The organism is Streptomyces sp. NPDC046866, assembly GCF_040704625.1.
Classification (GTDB): Bacteria; Actinomycetota; Actinomycetes; order Streptomycetales; family Streptomycetaceae; genus Streptomyces.
In genome coordinates this window covers 195,560-211,875 of sequence record NZ_JBEYXN010000008.1, presented here as the reverse complement: position 1 = coordinate 211,875, position 16,316 = coordinate 195,560, and the positions used below count along the sequence as shown (strand labels likewise).

Annotated in this window: 20 protein-coding genes, 1 tRNA gene and 1 pseudogene; 11 read left to right on the top strand and 11 right to left on the bottom strand. The window is 72.1% G+C overall.

Annotation, left to right across the window (positions count from 1 at the left end; translation table 11 throughout):
* Position 1: 1 nt before the first annotated feature.
* From AB0953_RS15245 to AB0953_RS15230, 4 genes are all read left to right on the top strand, one after another.
* Positions 2 to 166: a DUF5993 family protein gene (locus AB0953_RS15245; protein ID WP_366859919.1), complete on the top strand. Its 165-nt coding sequence runs from the start codon at positions 2 to 4 to the stop codon at positions 164 to 166.
* 2 nt (positions 167 to 168) lie between these two features.
* The gene (locus AB0953_RS15240; protein WP_366859918.1) at positions 169 to 825 is read left to right on the top strand and encodes a disulfide bond formation protein B; all 657 of its coding nucleotides are present in this window, start codon (positions 169 to 171) and stop codon (positions 823 to 825) included.
* A 111-nt stretch (positions 826 to 936) separates the two neighbouring features.
* A complete protein-coding gene (locus tag AB0953_RS15235; protein WP_366859917.1) occupies positions 937 to 1,599 on the top strand; it encodes an NAD(P)-binding domain-containing protein in 663 nt (220 codons plus the stop codon).
* A 112-nt stretch (positions 1,600 to 1,711) separates the two neighbouring features.
* Positions 1,712 to 2,002, top strand: a complete 291-nt coding sequence (locus AB0953_RS15230) for a hypothetical protein (protein ID WP_366859916.1) — start codon at positions 1,712 to 1,714, stop codon at positions 2,000 to 2,002.
* A gap of 528 nt (positions 2,003 to 2,530) precedes the next feature.
* Here AB0953_RS15230 and AB0953_RS15225 read toward each other — a convergent pair.
* Positions 2,531 to 3,025: a MarR family transcriptional regulator gene (locus tag AB0953_RS15225; RefSeq protein WP_366859915.1), complete on the bottom strand. Its 495-nt coding sequence runs from the start codon at positions 3,023 to 3,025 to the stop codon at positions 2,531 to 2,533.
* 145 nt (positions 3,026 to 3,170) lie between these two features.
* On the opposite strand from AB0953_RS15225, the gene AB0953_RS15220 reads away from it, so the two are divergent.
* A complete protein-coding gene (locus tag AB0953_RS15220) occupies positions 3,171 to 4,001 on the top strand; it encodes an NAD(P)H-binding protein (protein ID WP_366859914.1) in 831 nt (276 codons plus the stop codon).
* Positions 4,002 to 4,091: 90 nt separating this feature from the next.
* Here AB0953_RS15220 and AB0953_RS15215 read toward each other — a convergent pair.
* The 4 genes from AB0953_RS15215 to AB0953_RS15200 all read right to left on the bottom strand — a co-directional run bounded on the left by AB0953_RS15215 (position 4,092) and on the right by AB0953_RS15200 (position 6,838).
* Positions 4,092 to 4,164 (bottom strand) — tRNA-His (locus AB0953_RS15215).
* 105 nt (positions 4,165 to 4,269) lie between these two features.
* Positions 4,270 to 4,872 (bottom strand): oligoribonuclease, encoded by a 603-nt coding sequence (gene orn / locus AB0953_RS15210; protein WP_366859913.1) that lies wholly within the window; start codon positions 4,870 to 4,872, stop codon positions 4,270 to 4,272.
* Between the two features lie 117 nt (positions 4,873 to 4,989).
* Positions 4,990 to 6,162: a helix-turn-helix domain-containing protein gene (locus AB0953_RS15205; RefSeq protein ID WP_366859912.1), complete on the bottom strand. Its 1,173-nt coding sequence runs from the start codon at positions 6,160 to 6,162 to the stop codon at positions 4,990 to 4,992.
* 373 nt (positions 6,163 to 6,535) lie between these two features.
* Positions 6,536 to 6,838 (bottom strand): hypothetical protein, encoded by a 303-nt coding sequence (locus tag AB0953_RS15200; RefSeq protein ID WP_366859911.1) that lies wholly within the window; start codon positions 6,836 to 6,838, stop codon positions 6,536 to 6,538.
* Between the two features lie 509 nt (positions 6,839 to 7,347).
* Between AB0953_RS15200 and AB0953_RS15195 the strand changes: the two genes are divergently transcribed.
* Positions 7,348 to 7,878, top strand: coding sequence for a universal stress protein (locus AB0953_RS15195; RefSeq protein ID WP_366859910.1), 531 nt, complete (start codon positions 7,348 to 7,350; stop codon positions 7,876 to 7,878).
* Positions 7,879 to 7,977: 99 nt separating this feature from the next.
* A complete protein-coding gene (locus AB0953_RS15190) occupies positions 7,978 to 8,547 on the top strand; it encodes an acetate uptake transporter (protein ID WP_366859909.1) in 570 nt (189 codons plus the stop codon).
* 116 nt (positions 8,548 to 8,663) lie between these two features.
* Here AB0953_RS15190 and glmS read toward each other — a convergent pair whose 3' ends face one another.
* The 3 genes from glmS to AB0953_RS15175 all read right to left on the bottom strand — a co-directional run bounded on the left by glmS (position 8,664) and on the right by AB0953_RS15175 (position 11,891).
* Complete coding sequence (gene glmS / locus AB0953_RS15185; RefSeq protein ID WP_366859908.1) at positions 8,664 to 10,481, bottom strand: glutamine--fructose-6-phosphate transaminase (isomerizing); 1,818 nt, start codon at positions 10,479 to 10,481, stop codon at positions 8,664 to 8,666.
* Positions 10,482 to 10,604: 123 nt separating this feature from the next.
* Positions 10,605 to 10,880 (bottom strand): hypothetical protein, encoded by a 276-nt coding sequence (locus AB0953_RS15180; RefSeq protein ID WP_361907338.1) that lies wholly within the window; start codon positions 10,878 to 10,880, stop codon positions 10,605 to 10,607.
* Between the two features lie 108 nt (positions 10,881 to 10,988).
* On the bottom strand, positions 10,989 to 11,891 hold the full coding sequence (locus AB0953_RS15175) for a DUF4429 domain-containing protein (RefSeq protein WP_366859907.1): 903 nt from the start codon (positions 11,889 to 11,891) through the stop codon (positions 10,989 to 10,991).
* 51 nt (positions 11,892 to 11,942) lie between these two features.
* On the opposite strand from AB0953_RS15175, the gene AB0953_RS15170 reads away from it, so the two are divergent.
* Both AB0953_RS15170 and AB0953_RS15165 read left to right on the top strand, forming a co-directional pair.
* Positions 11,943 to 13,529: a beta-N-acetylhexosaminidase gene (locus AB0953_RS15170; RefSeq protein WP_366859906.1), complete on the top strand. Its 1,587-nt coding sequence runs from the start codon at positions 11,943 to 11,945 to the stop codon at positions 13,527 to 13,529.
* Between the two features lie 51 nt (positions 13,530 to 13,580).
* On the top strand, positions 13,581 to 14,219 hold the full coding sequence (locus AB0953_RS15165; RefSeq protein ID WP_366859905.1) for a hypothetical protein: 639 nt from the start codon (positions 13,581 to 13,583) through the stop codon (positions 14,217 to 14,219).
* 35 nt (positions 14,220 to 14,254) lie between these two features.
* Here the strand turns inward: AB0953_RS15165 and AB0953_RS15160 are convergent, their stop codons facing one another.
* From AB0953_RS15160 to AB0953_RS15150, 3 genes and pseudogenes are all read right to left on the bottom strand, one after another.
* The gene (locus AB0953_RS15160) at positions 14,255 to 14,452 is read right to left on the bottom strand and encodes a DUF397 domain-containing protein (RefSeq protein WP_366859904.1); all 198 of its coding nucleotides are present in this window, start codon (positions 14,450 to 14,452) and stop codon (positions 14,255 to 14,257) included.
* The gene (locus AB0953_RS15155; RefSeq protein ID WP_366859981.1) at positions 14,449 to 15,102 is read right to left on the bottom strand and encodes a DUF5753 domain-containing protein; all 654 of its coding nucleotides are present in this window, start codon (positions 15,100 to 15,102) and stop codon (positions 14,449 to 14,451) included. Before AB0953_RS15155 ends, AB0953_RS15160 begins: the two co-directional genes overlap by 4 nt.
* A gap of 9 nt (positions 15,103 to 15,111) precedes the next feature.
* Positions 15,112 to 15,279, bottom strand: a pseudogene (locus AB0953_RS15150) (helix-turn-helix domain-containing protein); the annotation flags it as partial.
* Positions 15,280 to 15,632: 353 nt separating this feature from the next.
* Here AB0953_RS15150 and AB0953_RS15145 point away from each other — a divergent pair.
* The gene (locus tag AB0953_RS15145) at positions 15,633 to 16,040 is read left to right on the top strand and encodes an ATP-binding protein (protein WP_366859903.1); all 408 of its coding nucleotides are present in this window, start codon (positions 15,633 to 15,635) and stop codon (positions 16,038 to 16,040) included.
* Positions 16,037 to 16,258 carry a hypothetical protein gene (locus tag AB0953_RS15140; RefSeq protein WP_366859902.1) on the top strand — a complete coding sequence of 74 codons (222 nt, stop codon included), beginning with the start codon at positions 16,037 to 16,039 and terminating at the stop codon, positions 16,256 to 16,258. Before AB0953_RS15145 ends, AB0953_RS15140 begins: the two co-directional genes overlap by 4 nt.
* Positions 16,259 to 16,316: the final 58 nt, after the last annotated feature.

Here is a 16,316-nt window from a genome sequence, read left to right as displayed (position 1 = left end):
CATGGACACCCTCATCTTCGGCGGCATGCTCGCCACGCTGATCGCCCTGTGCCGGGAGTCGTCGCGGACCGTCGTCCTCGGCGCCTGGTGGGTCCTGCTGATCGCGGTGGTCCTGCTGATGGCGCATCACATCACCGGCGGCCTCGCCCTGACCCTGAGCTACTGACCATGGCCACCCTGCACAGCAGCCTCATCTCGGAGACCCGGCTGGAGGGCGGGCCGGCGGGCCGGCTCCAGTACTGGTTCGCCTGCTTCTTCGTGCTCGGCTGGACGGGGGTCGTCTGCGGCGGGCTCTTCTACCAGTTCGGGCCGGGGGAGTACCCGTGCCCGCTCTGCATCGTGCAGCGGATGTTCATGCTGCTGGCCGCGACGGGGGCCGCGTACATCGTCCGTACGGCCCTGTCGGACGGGACGGTGTCCGGCCGCGCCTACATGACGGGCTGGGGGCTGGCCCTGGTCGCCGCGACCGCCGGGGCGTTCGCGTCCTGGCGGCAGACGATGCTGCACGTCCTGCCCGGGGACAGGGGCTACGGCGGCGAGGTCTTCGGCCTCCACCTGTACGTGTGGGCGTGGATCCTCTTCCAGGCCTCGGTCCTCGCGATCGGCGTCCTGCTGGCCTTGGCGCACCACACGGCGGGCCGGGCGGTCCCGGCGATCGGGCCGGGCCCGTACCGGACGGCGGGCCTGGCCGTGCTCTGGTTCCTCGGGGCGGTCATCGCCGTGAACGCGGTGGCCGTCTTCCTGGAGGAGGGCCTGCACTGGTTCCTGCCCGACGACCCGCGACGTTACGAATTCTTTCGCGACGTCGGGATTCCGGGCCGGTAGCGGGGGCGCGCGGCATACCGTACGGGGCGTGGGCCGTTGACGCGGTGGTCCGTCGGGTCACCGACAGGCTCAGCGGCCCCTCCCTTGTCCTGCGACGGAACGGAACTGGTCATGCGCTACGCAGTCCTCGGCACCGGGATGGTCGGCCGTACGGTGGCGGACCGCCTCGCCTCCCTCGGCCACGAGGTGGTCGTCGGCACCCGGAACCCCGAGGCCACCGCCGCCCGCACCGATTACGCCGAATGGCAGGCGGCCCACCCCGGGATCGGGCTGGCCGGCTTCGCGGAGGCCGCCCGGCACGGCGAGACCCTCGTCAACGCCACGGCCGGGCGGGCCAGCATCGAGGCCCTGACGGAGGCCGACGCCGCCCACCTGGACGGCAAGGTCCTGATCGACATCGCCAACCCGCTGGACTTCTCCCACGGCTTCCCGCCCCTGCTCGACCCGGTCAACGACGACAGCCTGGGCGAGCTCATCCAGCGCACCTTCCCCGGCCTGCGGGTCGTCAAGACGCTGAACACGATGCAGTGCCGGGTCATGGTCGAGCCCGGGCGGGTGGCCGGGGAGCACAGCGTGTTCCTCTCCGGGGAGGACGCCACCGCCAAGAAGGCCGTGCGCGAGCTGCTGTACTCCTTCGGCTGGCCCGAGGCGAGCGTGCTGGACCTCGGCGGCATCGAGACCGCCCGCGGCACCGAGATGCTGCTGCCGGTCTGGCTGCGGCTGATGGGCACCCTCGGGCACACCGACTTCAACTTCCACATCCAGGGGGCCTGATCCCCGCGCCCGGCCCGGGAGCTCCGCACCTGTCCGGGGCCTCGGACGGGCGCGGAGATGTTGCCGCGCCGCGCGCCCGTGCCCAGGGTGGGCCTGACGGAAGGAGTCAGGCATGAGAGTCATGCTCCGGGCCCACCTGGACACGATGGCCGCCAACGAGGGCATCAAGAGCGGAGCCCTGCCCACTGTCCTGCAGAAGCTCATGGACCGGATCAAGCCGGAGGCTGCCTACTTCGGCCCGAGCGCGGGCGTGCGGACCTGCTGGATGGTCTTCGACATGCAGGACAGCTCGCAGATGCCCCCGCTGCTGGAAGACCTGTTCCAGCAGTTCAACGCGGAGGTCGAGATCGCTCCGGTGATGGACCGGGAAGGTTTGGAGAAGGGGCTGAAGGCGCTGCGCTAGCCACAAGCGCCGAGCGGCTCCCGCTCCCGCTCCCGCGCCCGTGCGCGTACGGCGGCCGGACGGTCATGGCCTCGCCGGGCCGCTCGGCCGGGGCGGCCCGCTCGGCCGGGGCGAACAGAGCGCGATCAGGTGCGGGGCCACGGCCGGCGTTGGCGCCGGTGGGGGAGCCGCTCCAGGCGGCCCCCTGCACGACGGCCATCGCCAAGAGCACGACCGCCCTGCTCGTCCGTGCGTTCCTCGCGCGGCTGCCCGCTCATCGGCCGGCTCACCGACCGGCCCGGCCACCGCCCCGCCCGCCTCATCCCGCACACGGGACACGGGCCCCCGTACGGCTGTGGTAGCCGACGCTGGCGCCGCCGAGTGCGCGCACTCCGCGGGAGCCGCCGGGGGCGGGTGCGGACCCGGGCGGTCTCCATCCGCACGCCGGTCCACCCGTGTCTCCGGCGCGCGTACCGCTGCCCGTGGGAGCCGGGCGGCAGCCGCCGGAACGGCGGCTGCGGAAGCGGCTGTTCGCGGCCCGCTCGCGGTTCAGCCGCCGGAGGCGAGGCGTTGGGCCTGGGCGCGGCCGACCTCGGCGGCGCGGTGCAGGAAGTCGGCGATGACGGCGAGTTCGGCGTCCGAGTAGCGCTCCAGCACGGCGCCGAAGGCCCGGCCCGGGGTCTCCCAGGCCTCGCCGATCCGCGTGCGGGCCTCGGGGGCCAGGGCGACGAGGGAGCGGCGGCGGTCGTTGGGGTCGGCGTGCCGCTCGACGATGCCGGCCTTGACGAGGCGGTCGACGAGGCGGGTGGCGGAACCGGAGGTCAGGCCGGTGAGGCGGGCGACCTCGCCGGTGCTGACGGGGCCGGGCTCCATGTCGAGGAGGGCCACGCACTGCATGTCGGTGGGGTGCAGGCCGACGTGGTCGGCCATGGCCTGATTGAAGATCGAATAGCCGGCATAGTGCCGCTGGCTCTCGGTGACGACGTGCGCGAGCAGCTCCGCGCGGCTCCAGTCCTCACCCGAACGGGGGGAATCGGTTGACATCGGCTTCTCCATGCCTGAGATTTGATTGCGTGACGCAGAGAATGTGTCGCACATCATCTGTACAGCGTAATCATGCTAGCGCGCCGCGCCACCGCACCGACAGCAGTGCGCGGCACACACCGGCAACGGAAAGGACCTACCTGCCATGTCGATCCTCGTCACCGGCGCCCGCGGCGCCGTGGCCCGCGGCCTCGCCTCCCTCCTGGCCGCGAGCGGCATCGCGCACCGCCTGGGATCCCGCGAGCCGGGCGGCCCCGGCACCGTCCGCTGCGACCTCTCCGATCCGGCGACCTTCCCCGAGGCCCTCGCCGGAGCCCGTTCCGTCTTCCTCTACGCCGAGGCCGCCGGCATCGACGCCTTCGTCGAGGAGGCCGCCACCGCCGGAGTCGAGCACGTGGTCCTGCTGTCCTCCTCCTCGGTGCTGGCTCCCGATGCCGCCGAGAACCCGCTGGCCGCCGCCCACCTCGCCGTGGAAGAGGCCCTGCTGGCCTCTGCGCTGCACACCACCGTGCTGCGCCCCGGCGCCTTCGCGAGCAACGCCCTCGGCTGGGCCGGGTCCCTGAAGGCCGGCAGGCCGGTCCGCCTGCCCTACCCGCAGGCCCACACCGACCCGGTGCACGAGGCCGACCTCGCGGAGGCCGCCTTCGCCGTCCTCGCCGACCCGGCCCTCGCCGGCCGCGCCCACACCCTCACCGGACCGGAGTCCCTCAGCTTCGCCGCCCAACTGTCCGTCCTGGGCCGGGTCCTCGGCCGCCCCGTCCCCTTCGAGACCGTCACCCCCGAGCAGTGGAGGGCCGAGGTCGACGGCCGCATACCCGGCCCCTATGCGGACGCGCTGCTCGCCTACTGGGCCGCATCCGACGGCGCCCCCACCGAACCCACCGACGCCGTCGAACGGCTCACGGGCCATCCCGCGCGCACCTTCGCCACCTGGACCGAGGATCACGCGGCCGCCTTCCGCGCCGACCGGGCCTGACCCCGCCGAGGCGGGAGTTGGGGAGCGGGCCCATGAGGAGGAAACGCAGAGGGCCCCGGTCCGCTTGCGCGAACCGGGGCCCTCTTTCAGGGTGAGTGACGGGACTCGAACCCGCGGCCACCTGGACCACAACCAGGTGCTCTACCAGCTGAGCTACACCCACCATGTCCGGTCGGAAACCGACCGGCCGAAGAAAAGGGTACAGGGTCCGGGAGGGTGCTCGCGCCCCCCTTTTCCCCGACCCGCCTCCGGAAGGGCCCGGCGGGTGCTATTCGGCGGGCAGGACGTACTTCGCGGCGATCGTCCTCGCCGTGTCCGAGTCCGGCCCGGGCTGGGGGACGAAGACCGCCTCGCGGTAGTAGCGCAGCTCGGCGATGGACTCCTTGATGTCCGCGAGCGCACGGTGGTTGCCGTTCTTCGGCGGGCTGTTGAAGTACGCCCGCGGGTACCAGCGGCGTGCCAGCTCCTTGACGGAGGAGACGTCCACGATCCGGTAGTGCAGGTGGCTCTCCAGCGAGGGCATGTCGCGCAGCAGGAAACCGCGGTCGGTGCCGACCGAGTTCCCGCACAGCGGGGCCTTGCGCGGCTCCTTGACATGCTCGCGTACGTACGCCAGGACCTGCGCCTCGGCTTCCGCGAGCGTGGTCCCGCCGGCCAGCTCGTCGAGCAGGCCGGAAGCGGTGTGCATCGCGCGCACCACCTCGGGCATGGTCTCCAGGGCGGCGTCCGGCGGGCGGATCACGATGTCCACGCCCTCGCCGAGCACGTTCAGCTCCGAGTCGGTGACCAGCGCGGCCACCTCGATAAGTGCGTCGTCCGTCAGCGAGAGACCGGTCATCTCGCAGTCGATCCACACCATGCGATCGTTCATGCGTCCACCTTATGCGGTCCCCGCGCCGATCCGGCCGGGCCCGTTCGCGCCGAAGGCCCCCCGCTCCGGTGGCGACCGGTGCGGAGGGCCTTCGGTTTCGGACAGTGCCCCGCAGGGTCAGGCGTGCTCGCGCAGCACCCGGCTCGGGGCGTACAGCTCCGTCACCGTCGGGCCGGACGCGGCCAGGGCCGCCGCCGTCCGCTGGGGCTGCGGAGTGCGCTGGTGCGGCACCGGACCCGCGGTGATCTCCGCCACCTGCGCCCCGTCGCCCTGCGGCCGCCGGGCCCGGTAGGCGGAGCGGTAGGCGGCCGGGGAGGACCCCAGCTGCCGGCGGAAGTGCCCGCGCAGTGCGACCGGCGAGCGGAAGCCGCAGCGTCCGGCGACCTCGTCGACCGAGTAGTCGGAGGTCTCCAGCAGCCGCTGCGCCTGGAGCACCCGCTGGGTGATCAGCCACTGCAGCGGCGCGCTGCCGGTCAGCGACCTGAAGCGCCGGTCGAAGGTGCGCCGGCTCATGTACGCCCGGGCGGCGAGCGTCTCCACGTCGAACTGCTCGTGGAGGTGCTCCAGCGCCCAGGCGACGACCTCGGCCAGCGGGTCCGCGCCGATCTCCTCCGGCAGCGACCGGTCGAGGTAGCGCTCCTGGCCGCCCGTGCGCCGCGGCGGGACGACGAGCCGGCGGGCCAGAGCCCCGGCGGCCTCGCTGCCGTGGTCGGTGCGCACGATGTGCAGGCACAGGTCGATTCCGGCCGCGGTGCCCGCGGAGGTCAGCACGTCGCCGTCGTCGACGAACAGCTCGCGCGGGTCGACGTGGACGGACGGGTACCGCTTGGCCAGCGTCGGCGCGTACATCCAGTGCGTCGTCGCGGGCCGGCCGTCCAGCAGACCGGCTGCGGCGAGCACGAACGCCCCCGTGCACAGTCCGACGATCCGGGCCCCCTCCTCATGCGCCAGGCGCAGTGCGTCCAGCGCCTCCGGAGGCGGCGGCGATGTGATCGAGCGCCATGCGGGCACGACGACCGTGCCCGCGCGGGCGATCGCCTCCAGCCCGTACGGCGCGGTGAGCTCGAGCCCGCCGGTGGTCCGCAGCGGACCGTCCTCCCCGGCGCAGACGAGCAGTCGATAGCGTGGAACTCCCGCGTCCTGCCGGTCGATGCCGAACACGGAAAGTGGAATGGAGCTCTCGAAGATCGGCCCGCCGCTGAACAGCAGCACCGCGACGATCTCCCTGCGGCGACGCCCCGCGAGCTTCCTGCCGGCGTCCATGACGACGGCGGTGGAATCCTGGCTCATGGCTAAGCCCCCCTTGGGTGTCGCGACTCCTTGGTCTGGTCGCACCTGCACGTTTCCCCTCGGCCTTGCACGTGGATCCCCCGCCGTAAAACATGATCGAATCTACTGCGTCCCGTGCTGTCGGCGTGACAAGTTCAGCACGCAGCGCTATGTCGACTTGGCAACTTGGCGAAAAGCATTCGATCAGGAAGCGTTCCACTCCGCTACCGGGGTGGGAAGCTCGCGCTCCGGCCGTGGCCAGTACCCATAGGGTCTCCGAGCCCCCCTCGCGCCGTCGTCCCTGGTGGTGGGGGCAGGGGCGGGCGGTTCCGGCAAGACCGGCACCCTTCCGGGAAGTTGGCTGAAATCGTGCGGGTGTGGGTGTGCGAACCGGTCAGCCCCCGGGGGAGATCCCGCCGGAGCTCGGGCAGCCCCGCCGCCCTCCGCCCCCGCGGCTGCCCGCGTCGCCCGGGGGGCGTGAATGCCGGCGCCGTCGGCCCGGCGGCGGCAGCCGGTCCCGGGCGTGGACGGCCACGGCGCTGCGCGCGGCCTTCTCCGAGCGGCGCAGCATCGCCCGGCACACCGCCGTGACGGCGACCAGGCCCAGCGTGGCGACGGCGGCCCCGCCGAAGGAGGTCCCGTACACGACGAGCACCACCGGGACGAGCAGGCAGCTGAAGGCGGCCCAGCGCACCACGTCACCCGCAGGGTCGTCATGGGGACGCCTGGCGGACTGCCCGGACGGGTGAACGCGCGGGCGGGCGGAGGCGGGAGTGAATCGGGGGGCTGGGTCGGTGCACGGGGCGTACGGGGCGGACTGCGTCGGCTGAGCGGGCTGGACGGGGTGAACCGGATGGCCGGGCACGGCGTGCTCCCTGCGGGCTCTTCCTGGACGGTCGGACGCCTGGTCCAACGGTGCGCGGCGCGGCTCGGTCACGTCGCGGACGGGTGGCGCAACAGGCCCTTCGTCACTGGCTGTAGGGGACAGCGGCCATTGCCAACACGCCCTCGCTCCGGCATGCTCCCTGGGACGCTGTCCAAGTGCGGCAAGCCCTGTGCAGGACAGGAGTGTCGCCGTACCCTGGTGGGTAAGGGCTTGGGAAGATGCTTCCCGGACAGAGCTCCGTCACCCTGAGTCGTCGTTTTCGCCCAATGCCGCCCCGTCGCCTTGTCCCTTCCCCCGAGGACCTCTTCGCCGAGACATCCATGGCCGGTCACGAATTCCCCGAACCCGCGGACCGCAAGCGCAAGCCCGTCGCCGACCACGCGTCGAGCGACCTGCGCGCCGCGGAACAGACACGTCATCCCTGCGACCCTGCCTTTCGGCACGGGGTCGTGGTGGGGTTCGACGGCTCCGTCTCCAGCGAGCGCGCCCTGGCGTACGCGATCGGCATGGCCCGCCGCTCCGGATCCGGCCTGATCATCGTGCACGTGGCCAACCGGCTGCCGACGACCGTGTGGGCCGGCTGCGAGCCGCCCGTCTTCGTGGACGTGCCGGACCACCGCACCGAGGTGCTGGGGCTGGAACTGGCCTGCGCGGACTACCTCACCGAGGTGCCGTGGATCCTGGTCGAGCGGGGCGGGGACATCTGCCACGAGCTGGAGGAGGTCGGCCGGGAGTACTCGGCGGACGCCATCGTCGTGGGCTCCACGCACGGCATCGTCGGGCGGATCTTCGGGTCGGTCGCGGGGCGGCTGGCCAAGCGCGCACAGCGACCGGTCGTTGTCATTCCGTAACCAGCTGTACGTCGATTGTGCGGTTGTGAACCCCCATGTAAAGGGTAGATAAGTGCTGCTGGGACGCAGCAAACAACTGCAGATCGAAGGGAGCCCGCCGTGGACAATGGTGTCTCTGCGGGAAGCACGGCCTCGACCTCGACCCTCGGGAACATAGCCCTGGGTCTGACCCTTCTGGCATTCGGTATCGGCCACACCGGCATCATCAGCGGAGTGTCCGCGGCCGACTCCGTGTCGCTCGCGACCTACGTCGGCGGCCTCGCCCTCTTCCTCCTCGGGCTCATGGAGTACCGCGGTGGCAACGGCTTCAACGGCACGGCGTTCGCGGGCCTCGGCGCCTTCTGGTTCACCTGGGCCGCGGGGGCCGACGGAAAGGTTTCGGCGCACGCCGCCGCCCTGTTCCTGATCCTCTTCGCCCTCCTCGCGCTGACCCTCACCGTGGCGGCGCCGAGCGGCCTCTTCGGCCAGGGCACCTACGCCCTGCTGACCCTCTCCCTCCTCCTGCTGGCGATCGGCGCCCTGGCCGACACCAGCGCCCTGGGCAAGATCGCCGGCTGGGTCGCCGCGGTCTCCGGCCTCCTGGCCTGGTACGGCGCGACGGCCGCGCTGGCCCACTGGCCGACCGCCCTGGGCAAGGCCTCGGGCCGTGGAGCGGTCGCCGCGGGCTGAGCGCAATCGAAGCGGAAGCGCGGAAGCGGAAGCGCGGAAGCAGAGACGGAAGAGGAAGCGGAAACGCGGAACGGCCCCCGGGATCCGGGGGCCGTTCTCGTGCTCTCGCCGAGCGACTACTCGACCGTGACGGACTTCGCCAGGTTGCGCGGCTTGTCGATGTCCCGGCCCAGGGCCAGGGCCGTGTGGTACGCGAGCAGCTGCAGCGGGATGCCCATCAGGATCGGGTCCAGCTCGTCCTCGTTCTTCGGAACGATGATCGTGTGGTCGGCCTTCTCCTGCTCGCGGTGGGCGACCGCGAGGATCCGGCCGCTGCGGGCCTTGATCTCCTCCAGCGCGGCGCGGTTCTTCTCCAGCAGGTCGTCGTCCGGGACGACCGCGATCGTCGGCATCGCCGGCTCGATCAGCGCGAGCGGACCGTGCTTGAGCTCGGAGGCCGGGTAGGCCTCGGCGTGGATGTAGGAGATCTCCTTGAGCTTCAGGGAGGCCTCCAGGGCCACCGGGTAGCCGCGCACCCGGCCGATGAACATCATCGACTTCGCATCGGCGTACTCGGCCGCCAGCTGCTTGATGTCCTCCTCGCCCTTGAGGATCTCCTCGATCTGGGCGGGCAGGCGGCGCAGGCCCTCGATGATCCGCTTGCCGTCGGTCACCGACAGGTCGCGGATGCGGCCGAGGTGCACGGCGAGCAGCGCGAAGGCCACGACCGTGTTGGTGAAGCACTTGGTGGAGACGACGCAGACCTCCGGGCCGGCGTGCACGTACACGCCGCCGTCGGCCTCGCGGGCGATCGCGGAGCCCACCACGTTGACCACGCCGAGGACGCGGGCGCCCTTGCGCTTGAGCTCCTGCACCGCGGCCAGCACGTCGTAGGTCTCACCGGACTGAGAGACCGCGATGTAGAGGGTGTCGGGGTCCACGACCGGGTTGCGGTAGCGGAACTCCGACGCCGGCTCGGCGTCCGCCGGGATGCGGGCCATGCCCTCGATGAGGGAGGCGCCGATCAGGCCGGCGTGGTAGGAGGTGCCGCAGCCCAGGATCTTCACGCGGCGGATGGCGCGCGCCTCGCGCGGGTCCAGGTTCAGGCCGCCCAGGTGCACGGTGGAGAAGCGGTCGTCGATGCGGCCGCGCAGCACGCGGTCGACCGCGTCGGGCTGCTCGGAGATCTCCTTGTGCATGTAGGTGTCGTGGCCGCCCATGTCGTAGGAGGCGGCCTCCCACTCCACGGTCTCCGGGGTGGCGGTGGTGGTGGCACCGCTGGTGGTGTAGGTGCGGAAGTCGTCGGCCTTGAGGGTGGCCATCTCGCCGTCGTCGAGGGTGACGACCTGGCGGGTGTGGGCGACGAGCGCGGCGACGTCGGAGGCGACGAACATCTCCTTCTCGCCGATGCCGAGGACGACCGGGGAGCCGTTGCGGGCGACGACGATGCGGTCGGCGAAGTCGGCGTGCATGACGGCGATGCCGTACGTGCCCTCGATCGCCTTGACCGCCTCGCGGACCTTCTCCTCCAGGGTGTCGGCCTCGGAGCGGGCGATCAGGTGGACGATGACCTCGGTGTCGGTCTCCGAGACGAAGACCACACCCTCGGACTCCAGCTTGGCGCGGAGCTCGGCGGCGTTGTCGACGATGCCGTTGTGGACGACGGCGACCTTGTCCTCGGCGTCGAGGTGCGGGTGGGAGTTGATGTCGCTCGGGGCGCCGTGCGTGGCCCAGCGGGTGTGGGCGATGCCGGTGGTGCCGGCGAAGCGCTTGGGGACGCGGGTCTCCAGGTCACGGACGCGGCCCTTGGCCTTGACGACCTTCAGCGCCGGGGACTTCGGGCTGTTGACGACGATGCCCGCGGAGTCGTACCCGCGGTACTCCAGCCGCTGCAGGCCTTCCAGCAGCAGCGGAGCCACGTCGCGCTTGCCGATGTATCCCACGATTCCGCACATAAAGTCTTGCCCCTCCTGAGGTTCTGGTTGCCTTGCCGCCGGTCGTGCCGTGTGGCGCCCTGTGCGCCTGCTCCTCCGCCTGTCTGCCGCCGTGCCGGGCCGCGCGGGGCCCGGCACGGCGGCTCAGCCGTAGACGATGCGGCGCAGCTGTCGCAGGGACAGCTCCGGTGGTGCCACGGCGCGGTGCGGCAGCTCGGCCGCGATGCGCTCGAAGATCTCCGCGTTGACCGCGCCGCCGGACTGCAGTTCGCGGTGGCGCCGGCGGACGAACTCCTCGGTCGTCTCGTTGAAGTACGCGAGCACGTCGAGCACCACCCGGGCGGCCTCCCCGCGCTGCAGCGCGGTGCTGCGCACCAGGTGGTCGACGAGGTCGTCGTACGACGGGCGACGGTCGAGCACTCGTAGATATTGACCGCCGAAGAGCCGGAACGCAAAGATCCTGCCCGAAAGCGGGCAGGATCCTCCTGGTCCAGACCAGCGGAATGCATAAATCCGGTAGTGAAATGGTTAGAAACGCCGCAAAACGGCCTGCTTGGCCGCAGTGAACTCCTCGGCGGTCAGAACCCCCGCCTGGTGCAGGTCCCCCAGCTCGCGCAGCCGCCGCAGCAGAGCGTCGTGGTCCTCCCCGGCCGCCGCCTCCGCCGGGGGCGCGGCCGCGAGCTCCCCCGCCGGCGCAGGGACGACCGGCTCCGGGGCCGGATCGGCGGGGGCCGAGGGGTGCCGCATCCGCACCGCCACCGCGGCCGCGACCAGCGCCATCAGCGGGTCCTTCTTGAACCCGAAGAGCTCCACCGTGTACGGGTCGTACTTCGGGGCGGGCGCCGGCGGGGCGCCCGCCAGGGTGAACCGGATCCAGCCGTTGTCCAGCCCCTTCGACGGAGACCACTCCACGGCCTCCAGGTCGCCGACGCGGAAGGAGCGCGGCCCGCCGGAGCTCTTGGCCTCCTCCGTCGTCCAGTTCCAGTCCAGCCCCACCCGGTCCCCGTCGAAGGCCACCGTCCCGTCGCCCGCCCCCACCGTGATCGGCACGGACGGCCCCGGCAGCAGGTAGCCCTCCACCGGCCCCGGGTCCACCTGGTCCAGCAGCAGGGCCTGGCGCACCTCCTCCACGAAGTACTCCGCCACCCCCGTCCGGTCCGACTCGACCGTCAGCCGGTACGGGTCGGAGGCCTCCGGCAGGCGTCCGCCGGTCACCTGCAGCAGCGGGCACGCCCCGTCACGCAGCCGCAGCCTCAGCCGGCCCGCCTTGCGGCCCGGCTCGTAGGAGATCCCGGCGAGGGCGTGCAGCGGCACGACCACCTCGCCGAGGGTCTGGCGCAGCAGGCCCACCCCCTTGTCGCGGCCGGGCACGATCCGTACCGCTTCCCCGTCGAAGGTCCACGTACCGTCCTTCTGGATGATTTCCGCCATCCTGCGATTCTCGCACCGCCCCTGGAAGGGGAGTTGGCCTATACCTGGGCCATGAGAGTCCTGCCACGCACGCTCGGCACCGTCCTCCTCCTCGGCCTCCTCGCCGCTTCCGCCTCCTGCGCCGCCGCCCGTGGCGACGACGCCGGATCCGGCGACCGGCGCTCCGCGACCCCCGGCCCCTACGAACAGCTCCTGCCGGCGCCGGCCTCCGTACGCGCCGCCGGCCCCGGCTACCCCCTCGGGCCGGGCACCGTCATCCGCACCGGCCCGGTCGGCGACGAGGAGGTCCGACGGGTCGGCGAGCTCCTCGCCGGACAGCTGCGCGGCCCGACCGGGCTGCCGCTGCCGGTGGTCGGCGGCGCGGGCGGCGACGGGATCGTGCTGCGCCTCGACCCCCGCACCGAGGGCGTCGGCGAGGAGGGCTACCGACTGGAGTCCGCCCCGCGCGGGGTCACCCTGACCGCCCGCACCCCGGCGGGCCTCTTCCACGCCGGGCAGACGCTGCGCCAGCTGCTGCCCCCGTCCGGTGCGGGCACCGTCCCCGGCGGGCGGATCACCGACGCGCCCCGGTTCGCGTACCGGGGCGCCATGCTCGACATCGCCCGCCACTTCTTCACCGTGGAGCAGGCCAAGAGGTACGTGGACCAGCTGGCCCAGTACAAGGTGAACACCCTCCACCTCCACCTCACCGACGACCAGGGCTGGCGCATCGCCGTCGACTCCTGGCCGCGGCTCGCCGAGTACGGCGGCGGCAGCGAGGTCGGCGGCGGCCCCGGCGGGTACTGGACGAAGGCGCAGTACCGCGACCTGGTGGCGTACGCGGCCGCCCGCTACGTGGACGTGGTCCCGGAGGTCGACATGCCGGGCCACGTCAACGCCGCCCTGGCCTCCTACGCGGAGCTGAACTGCGACGGCAAGGCGCCCGAGCGCTACACCGGCATCAAGGTCGGCTTCAGCTCGCTGTGCGTCGGCAAGGAGCGGACGTACGAGTTCGTCGACGACGTCCTCGGGGAACTGGCCGAGCTCACCCCCGGCCGCTACCTGCACCTCGGCGGCGACGAGGCCCACTCCACCCCGGCGGCGGACTACGCGGCGTTCATGGACCGGGCGCAGGCGGTGGTGGCGCGCCACGGCAAGACGGTGGTGGCCTGGCACCAGCTGGCCGCGGCCCGCCCGGCGCCGGGCGCGGTGCTCCAGTACTGGGGCCACGACAAGACCGCGGCCGCCGAGAAGGCGGCCGTCGCGGCGGCGGCGAAGGCGGGCCACCCCCTGATCCTGTCCCCGGCGGACCGCCTCTACCTGGACATGAAGTACGACACGGCGACGAAGCAGGGCCTGGCCTGGGCGGGCTACGTCCCGGTCCGCCGCGCCTACGACTGGGACCCGGGGGCCTACCTCCCGGATGTCCCGGCCTCGGCGGTCCTCGGCGTCGAGGCCCCCCTCTGGACGGAGACCATCGCCACCCGCCCCGACCTGGAGTACATGGCCTTCCCCAGGATCCTGGGCCTGGCCGAACTCGGCTGGAGCACGGCCCCGCCCGACTGGTCTGGCTACAGCCGCCGCCTGGCCGCTCAGGGCCCCCGCCTGGACGCCCAGGGCATCGGCTACTACCGGGCTCCGGACGTCCCGTGGCCATAAGAGCCTGCCCGGTCGATCATGCCCGCGCCGACCCTGGTAGAACGCTGACCCGTGGGTATCCGGGAACGCGAACGCAAGATGTACCGGCCGCTGCGGCGGGCCGGCCTCGAGGTGATCCCGGACGCCGTGCCGCACGGCACGATGCCGGTCGTCTTCGGTTACCGTCCCGAGGACATGGTCGGCGGGTTTTCCCACCGGTACGAAACCCCACGGCTCGTCGAGCGTCTCAACGAGGACTGGTACGACCTGGCGCTCTCCTCGGGTCTTCTCGATCACCGGCGCGAGTTCCTCGTCATGCTTCCGCAGGGCACCCGCACGCACCAGGCGGCCTTGCAGGACATGCACTGGGGCCGCCGTGCCGCACCGGCGGTCTGGACGCGGGTCCAGCTCCTGGACCGCTGGGACATCATGGGCCGGGGTGCGGCATCGGCGTTCCTCGGCGTACGTGCGGGCCATCCCGGCTTCGGCATGATGGCGCTCGACAGCAGTGTGTACATCAGCTGCTCAACGGGCGAGATCGGTGTCGACGTGAGTTCGGTGGCCCACCCGGACCGCTCTGAGAACATCCTGCAGTACCTGGAGTGGTACGCCGGTTGGGACTATCCCCGCGCCGACAAGGAGTTGCAGAAGCGGATAGCCGTCTGGCTCGCGGGCCGCGCACCGGGGGCTGTGAGCCGTTCCGACCGATGACCGCCCCTGGTGACAAGACCTGGCCGGGCGGGTGGTCAGCCGCGGGTGGTGTCCGCGACGCCGTGGAGGAACGCGGCCCAGGCGGACGCGGAGCAGGCGAAGCCGGCCCGCGCGGTGTCCTTGCTGTCCCGCACGGCCCGCCCCCCGTCGGCGGTCTCCGCCACCTCGACGCAATCGCCCTGCTGGCCGGAGTAGGAGGACTTGCGGTACGCGCCGACGATCTCTGCGGTCATGAGGTCTCTCCCGTGGTGTGCTGCGCGCTCGTGAGCAACTGCCGGATCCGGTCTGCCGTCTCCTCGGGAGACAGCGCTGTGGAGCGTAGCCGGTCGAACACATTCACGTAGAGGGCGATATCGTCCGGCACTTCGATCACCGAGGTGTTCGGCAGGTTTTCGACGGCCACGGCCTCGGCGGTCGGTTCATCGCCGAACGAGAAGCTGACGAACGGTCCGGCGGCACCCGCTGCCCTGCTGGCGGACGCCGGCAGCATCTGTACCGTCACGTTGTGGCGCTCGCCGGCCTCCAGCAGGCGGCGCCACTGAGGAACGGCTATGGCCGGGACGGACGCGAGCGAGCTGATCGCAGGCTCCCAGATGACGGCGGCGAACTGGACTCCGCCCTGCTGGATGCGCTTCTGGCGTTCCTGGCGCACCTGCACCAACCGGGCGGCGGTAGCGGACGGGATGAAGGTGGGGCCGGAGGTGATGACCGACTCGGCGTACTCGGCGGTCTGCAACAAGCCCGGAATCAGCACCGGTTGCCACGAACGGATGTACGTCGCCTCGCTTTCCAGCGCGATGTGGTCGGCGTAGTCCGGGGTGACCGCCTCCTGGAAATCGAGCCACCAGCCCCGCTGATTACCCGTCTTCGCCCAACCCTCCAGGCGCGCTCGCTCGGCTCCGTCCTGGACGCCGTAGCAGTCCAGGAGCGTGCGCACTTCGAGCGCCGAAGCCGACGTGAGGCCGCTCTCCAGGCGGCTGACCTTAGACACCGACTTCAAGATCGCCGCCGCAGCGGTGGCCTGGTCGGCTCCCGCAGCCTCGCGATGGCGCTTCAGGGCCGCCCCGAGTCGGCGACTCCGGACGGTGGGGCCTACCCCCTGCGGGCATGGCGGCTCCTTTCAACATCCTTGACAGTCTGCCGGGTTGGCGTGCGAGGCGGCCAGGGCGCCACGAACGGGTGCATCGCAAATTTGCGATGGTGCGCTCTTGCGGCAGCTGTCGACGCGGTCCTACCGTGAGTCGGGTGACGTTCCGCACGTGTCTGATTGCGGAACGTGGCGGTGTCGTGCAAGTGCAGACCCCCGCGACTGGGCGAACAGTCCGGGGGCGTGGTCAACGCTGACTGAAGGAGCGTCAACGTGTTGCATTTTACCGGTGCGCCCCGGGGCAACCAGGGGCGGGCGGTGGCCCGTTGAACGAAGCAGAGCAGGTGGTGCGGCGGTGGCGGCGGGAGGCGCGGTGTGTGCCGGCGGCGCGGGCCGCACTGCGGAAGGCGCTGGCCGACTGGGGGCTCGCCGAGCTGGAGGGCGACGCGCTGCTCGTCGCCTCCGAGCTCCTCACCAACGCCGTCCGGCACGCCGTTGCGCCCCGGGACCGGGAGATCGAGACCCGGTTCGTGCGGCTCGCGAACGGGGTGCGGGTCGAGGTGCACGATGCGTGCCCCGTGCGGCCCGTGGTGCGGGTGCCCGACGAGGCGGGCGACAGCGGCCGCGGCCTGTACCTGGTGGCGGCGCTCGCCGACCGGTGGGCGGTGGGGGAGCGGGTCGGGCCCGGAAAACGGGTGTGGGCCGAGCTGGGTGTGAAGGGGGCCCCGCGGTGAGGGTGGTGAGCCCGTCGGACTGGCTGCTCACCACGGACCGGAGCGGCAGTGGGGCGATCCACGAAGTGGAGTGCACCTCCTGCCACCACGGCTCCGGACCCGCCGAGGACGGCGACGGGCCGGCGGTGTGGGCCCTGCGGCACGCGCGCAGCACAGGGCACACCGGATTCCGGCGGATCGTGACCGACTTCCAGCGCGCGCTGGAGGGGCAGGCCTGACGGCGCGGGGGCGGGCCGGCGCGCGAGGGACCGTATCGCGCGGCCGGCCCACCCCCTC

What these genes read in the sequence shown, in the direction of transcription:
- AB0953_RS15170 (WP_366859906.1), top strand. Translation starts at nt 11,943, where the DNA reads ATGAGAGTCCTGCCACGCACGCTCGGCACCGTCCTCCTCCTCGGCCTC.
- AB0953_RS15225 (WP_366859915.1), bottom strand. Translation starts at nt 3,025, where the DNA reads ATGTCAACCGATTCCCCCCGTTCGGGTGAGGACTGGAGCCGCGCGGAG.
- AB0953_RS15160 (WP_366859904.1), bottom strand. Translation starts at nt 14,452, where the DNA reads ATGACCGCAGAGATCGTCGGCGCGTACCGCAAGTCCTCCTACTCCGGC.
- AB0953_RS15245 (WP_366859919.1), top strand. Translation starts at nt 2, where the DNA reads ATGGACACCCTCATCTTCGGCGGCATGCTCGCCACGCTGATCGCCCTG.
- AB0953_RS15230 (WP_366859916.1), top strand. Translation starts at nt 1,712, where the DNA reads ATGAGAGTCATGCTCCGGGCCCACCTGGACACGATGGCCGCCAACGAG.
- AB0953_RS15205 (WP_366859912.1), bottom strand. Translation starts at nt 6,162, where the DNA reads ATGAGCCAGGATTCCACCGCCGTCGTCATGGACGCCGGCAGGAAGCTC.
- AB0953_RS15220 (WP_366859914.1), top strand. Translation starts at nt 3,171, where the DNA reads ATGTCGATCCTCGTCACCGGCGCCCGCGGCGCCGTGGCCCGCGGCCTC.
- AB0953_RS15195 (WP_366859910.1), top strand. Translation starts at nt 7,348, where the DNA reads ATGGCCGGTCACGAATTCCCCGAACCCGCGGACCGCAAGCGCAAGCCC.
- AB0953_RS15235 (WP_366859917.1), top strand. Translation starts at nt 937, where the DNA reads ATGCGCTACGCAGTCCTCGGCACCGGGATGGTCGGCCGTACGGTGGCG.
- AB0953_RS15240 (WP_366859918.1), top strand. Translation starts at nt 169, where the DNA reads ATGGCCACCCTGCACAGCAGCCTCATCTCGGAGACCCGGCTGGAGGGC.
- glmS (WP_366859908.1), bottom strand. Translation starts at nt 10,481, where the DNA reads ATGTGCGGAATCGTGGGATACATCGGCAAGCGCGACGTGGCTCCGCTG.
- orn (WP_366859913.1), bottom strand. Translation starts at nt 4,872, where the DNA reads ATGAACGATCGCATGGTGTGGATCGACTGCGAGATGACCGGTCTCTCG.
- AB0953_RS15175 (WP_366859907.1), bottom strand. Translation starts at nt 11,891, where the DNA reads ATGGCGGAAATCATCCAGAAGGACGGTACGTGGACCTTCGACGGGGAA.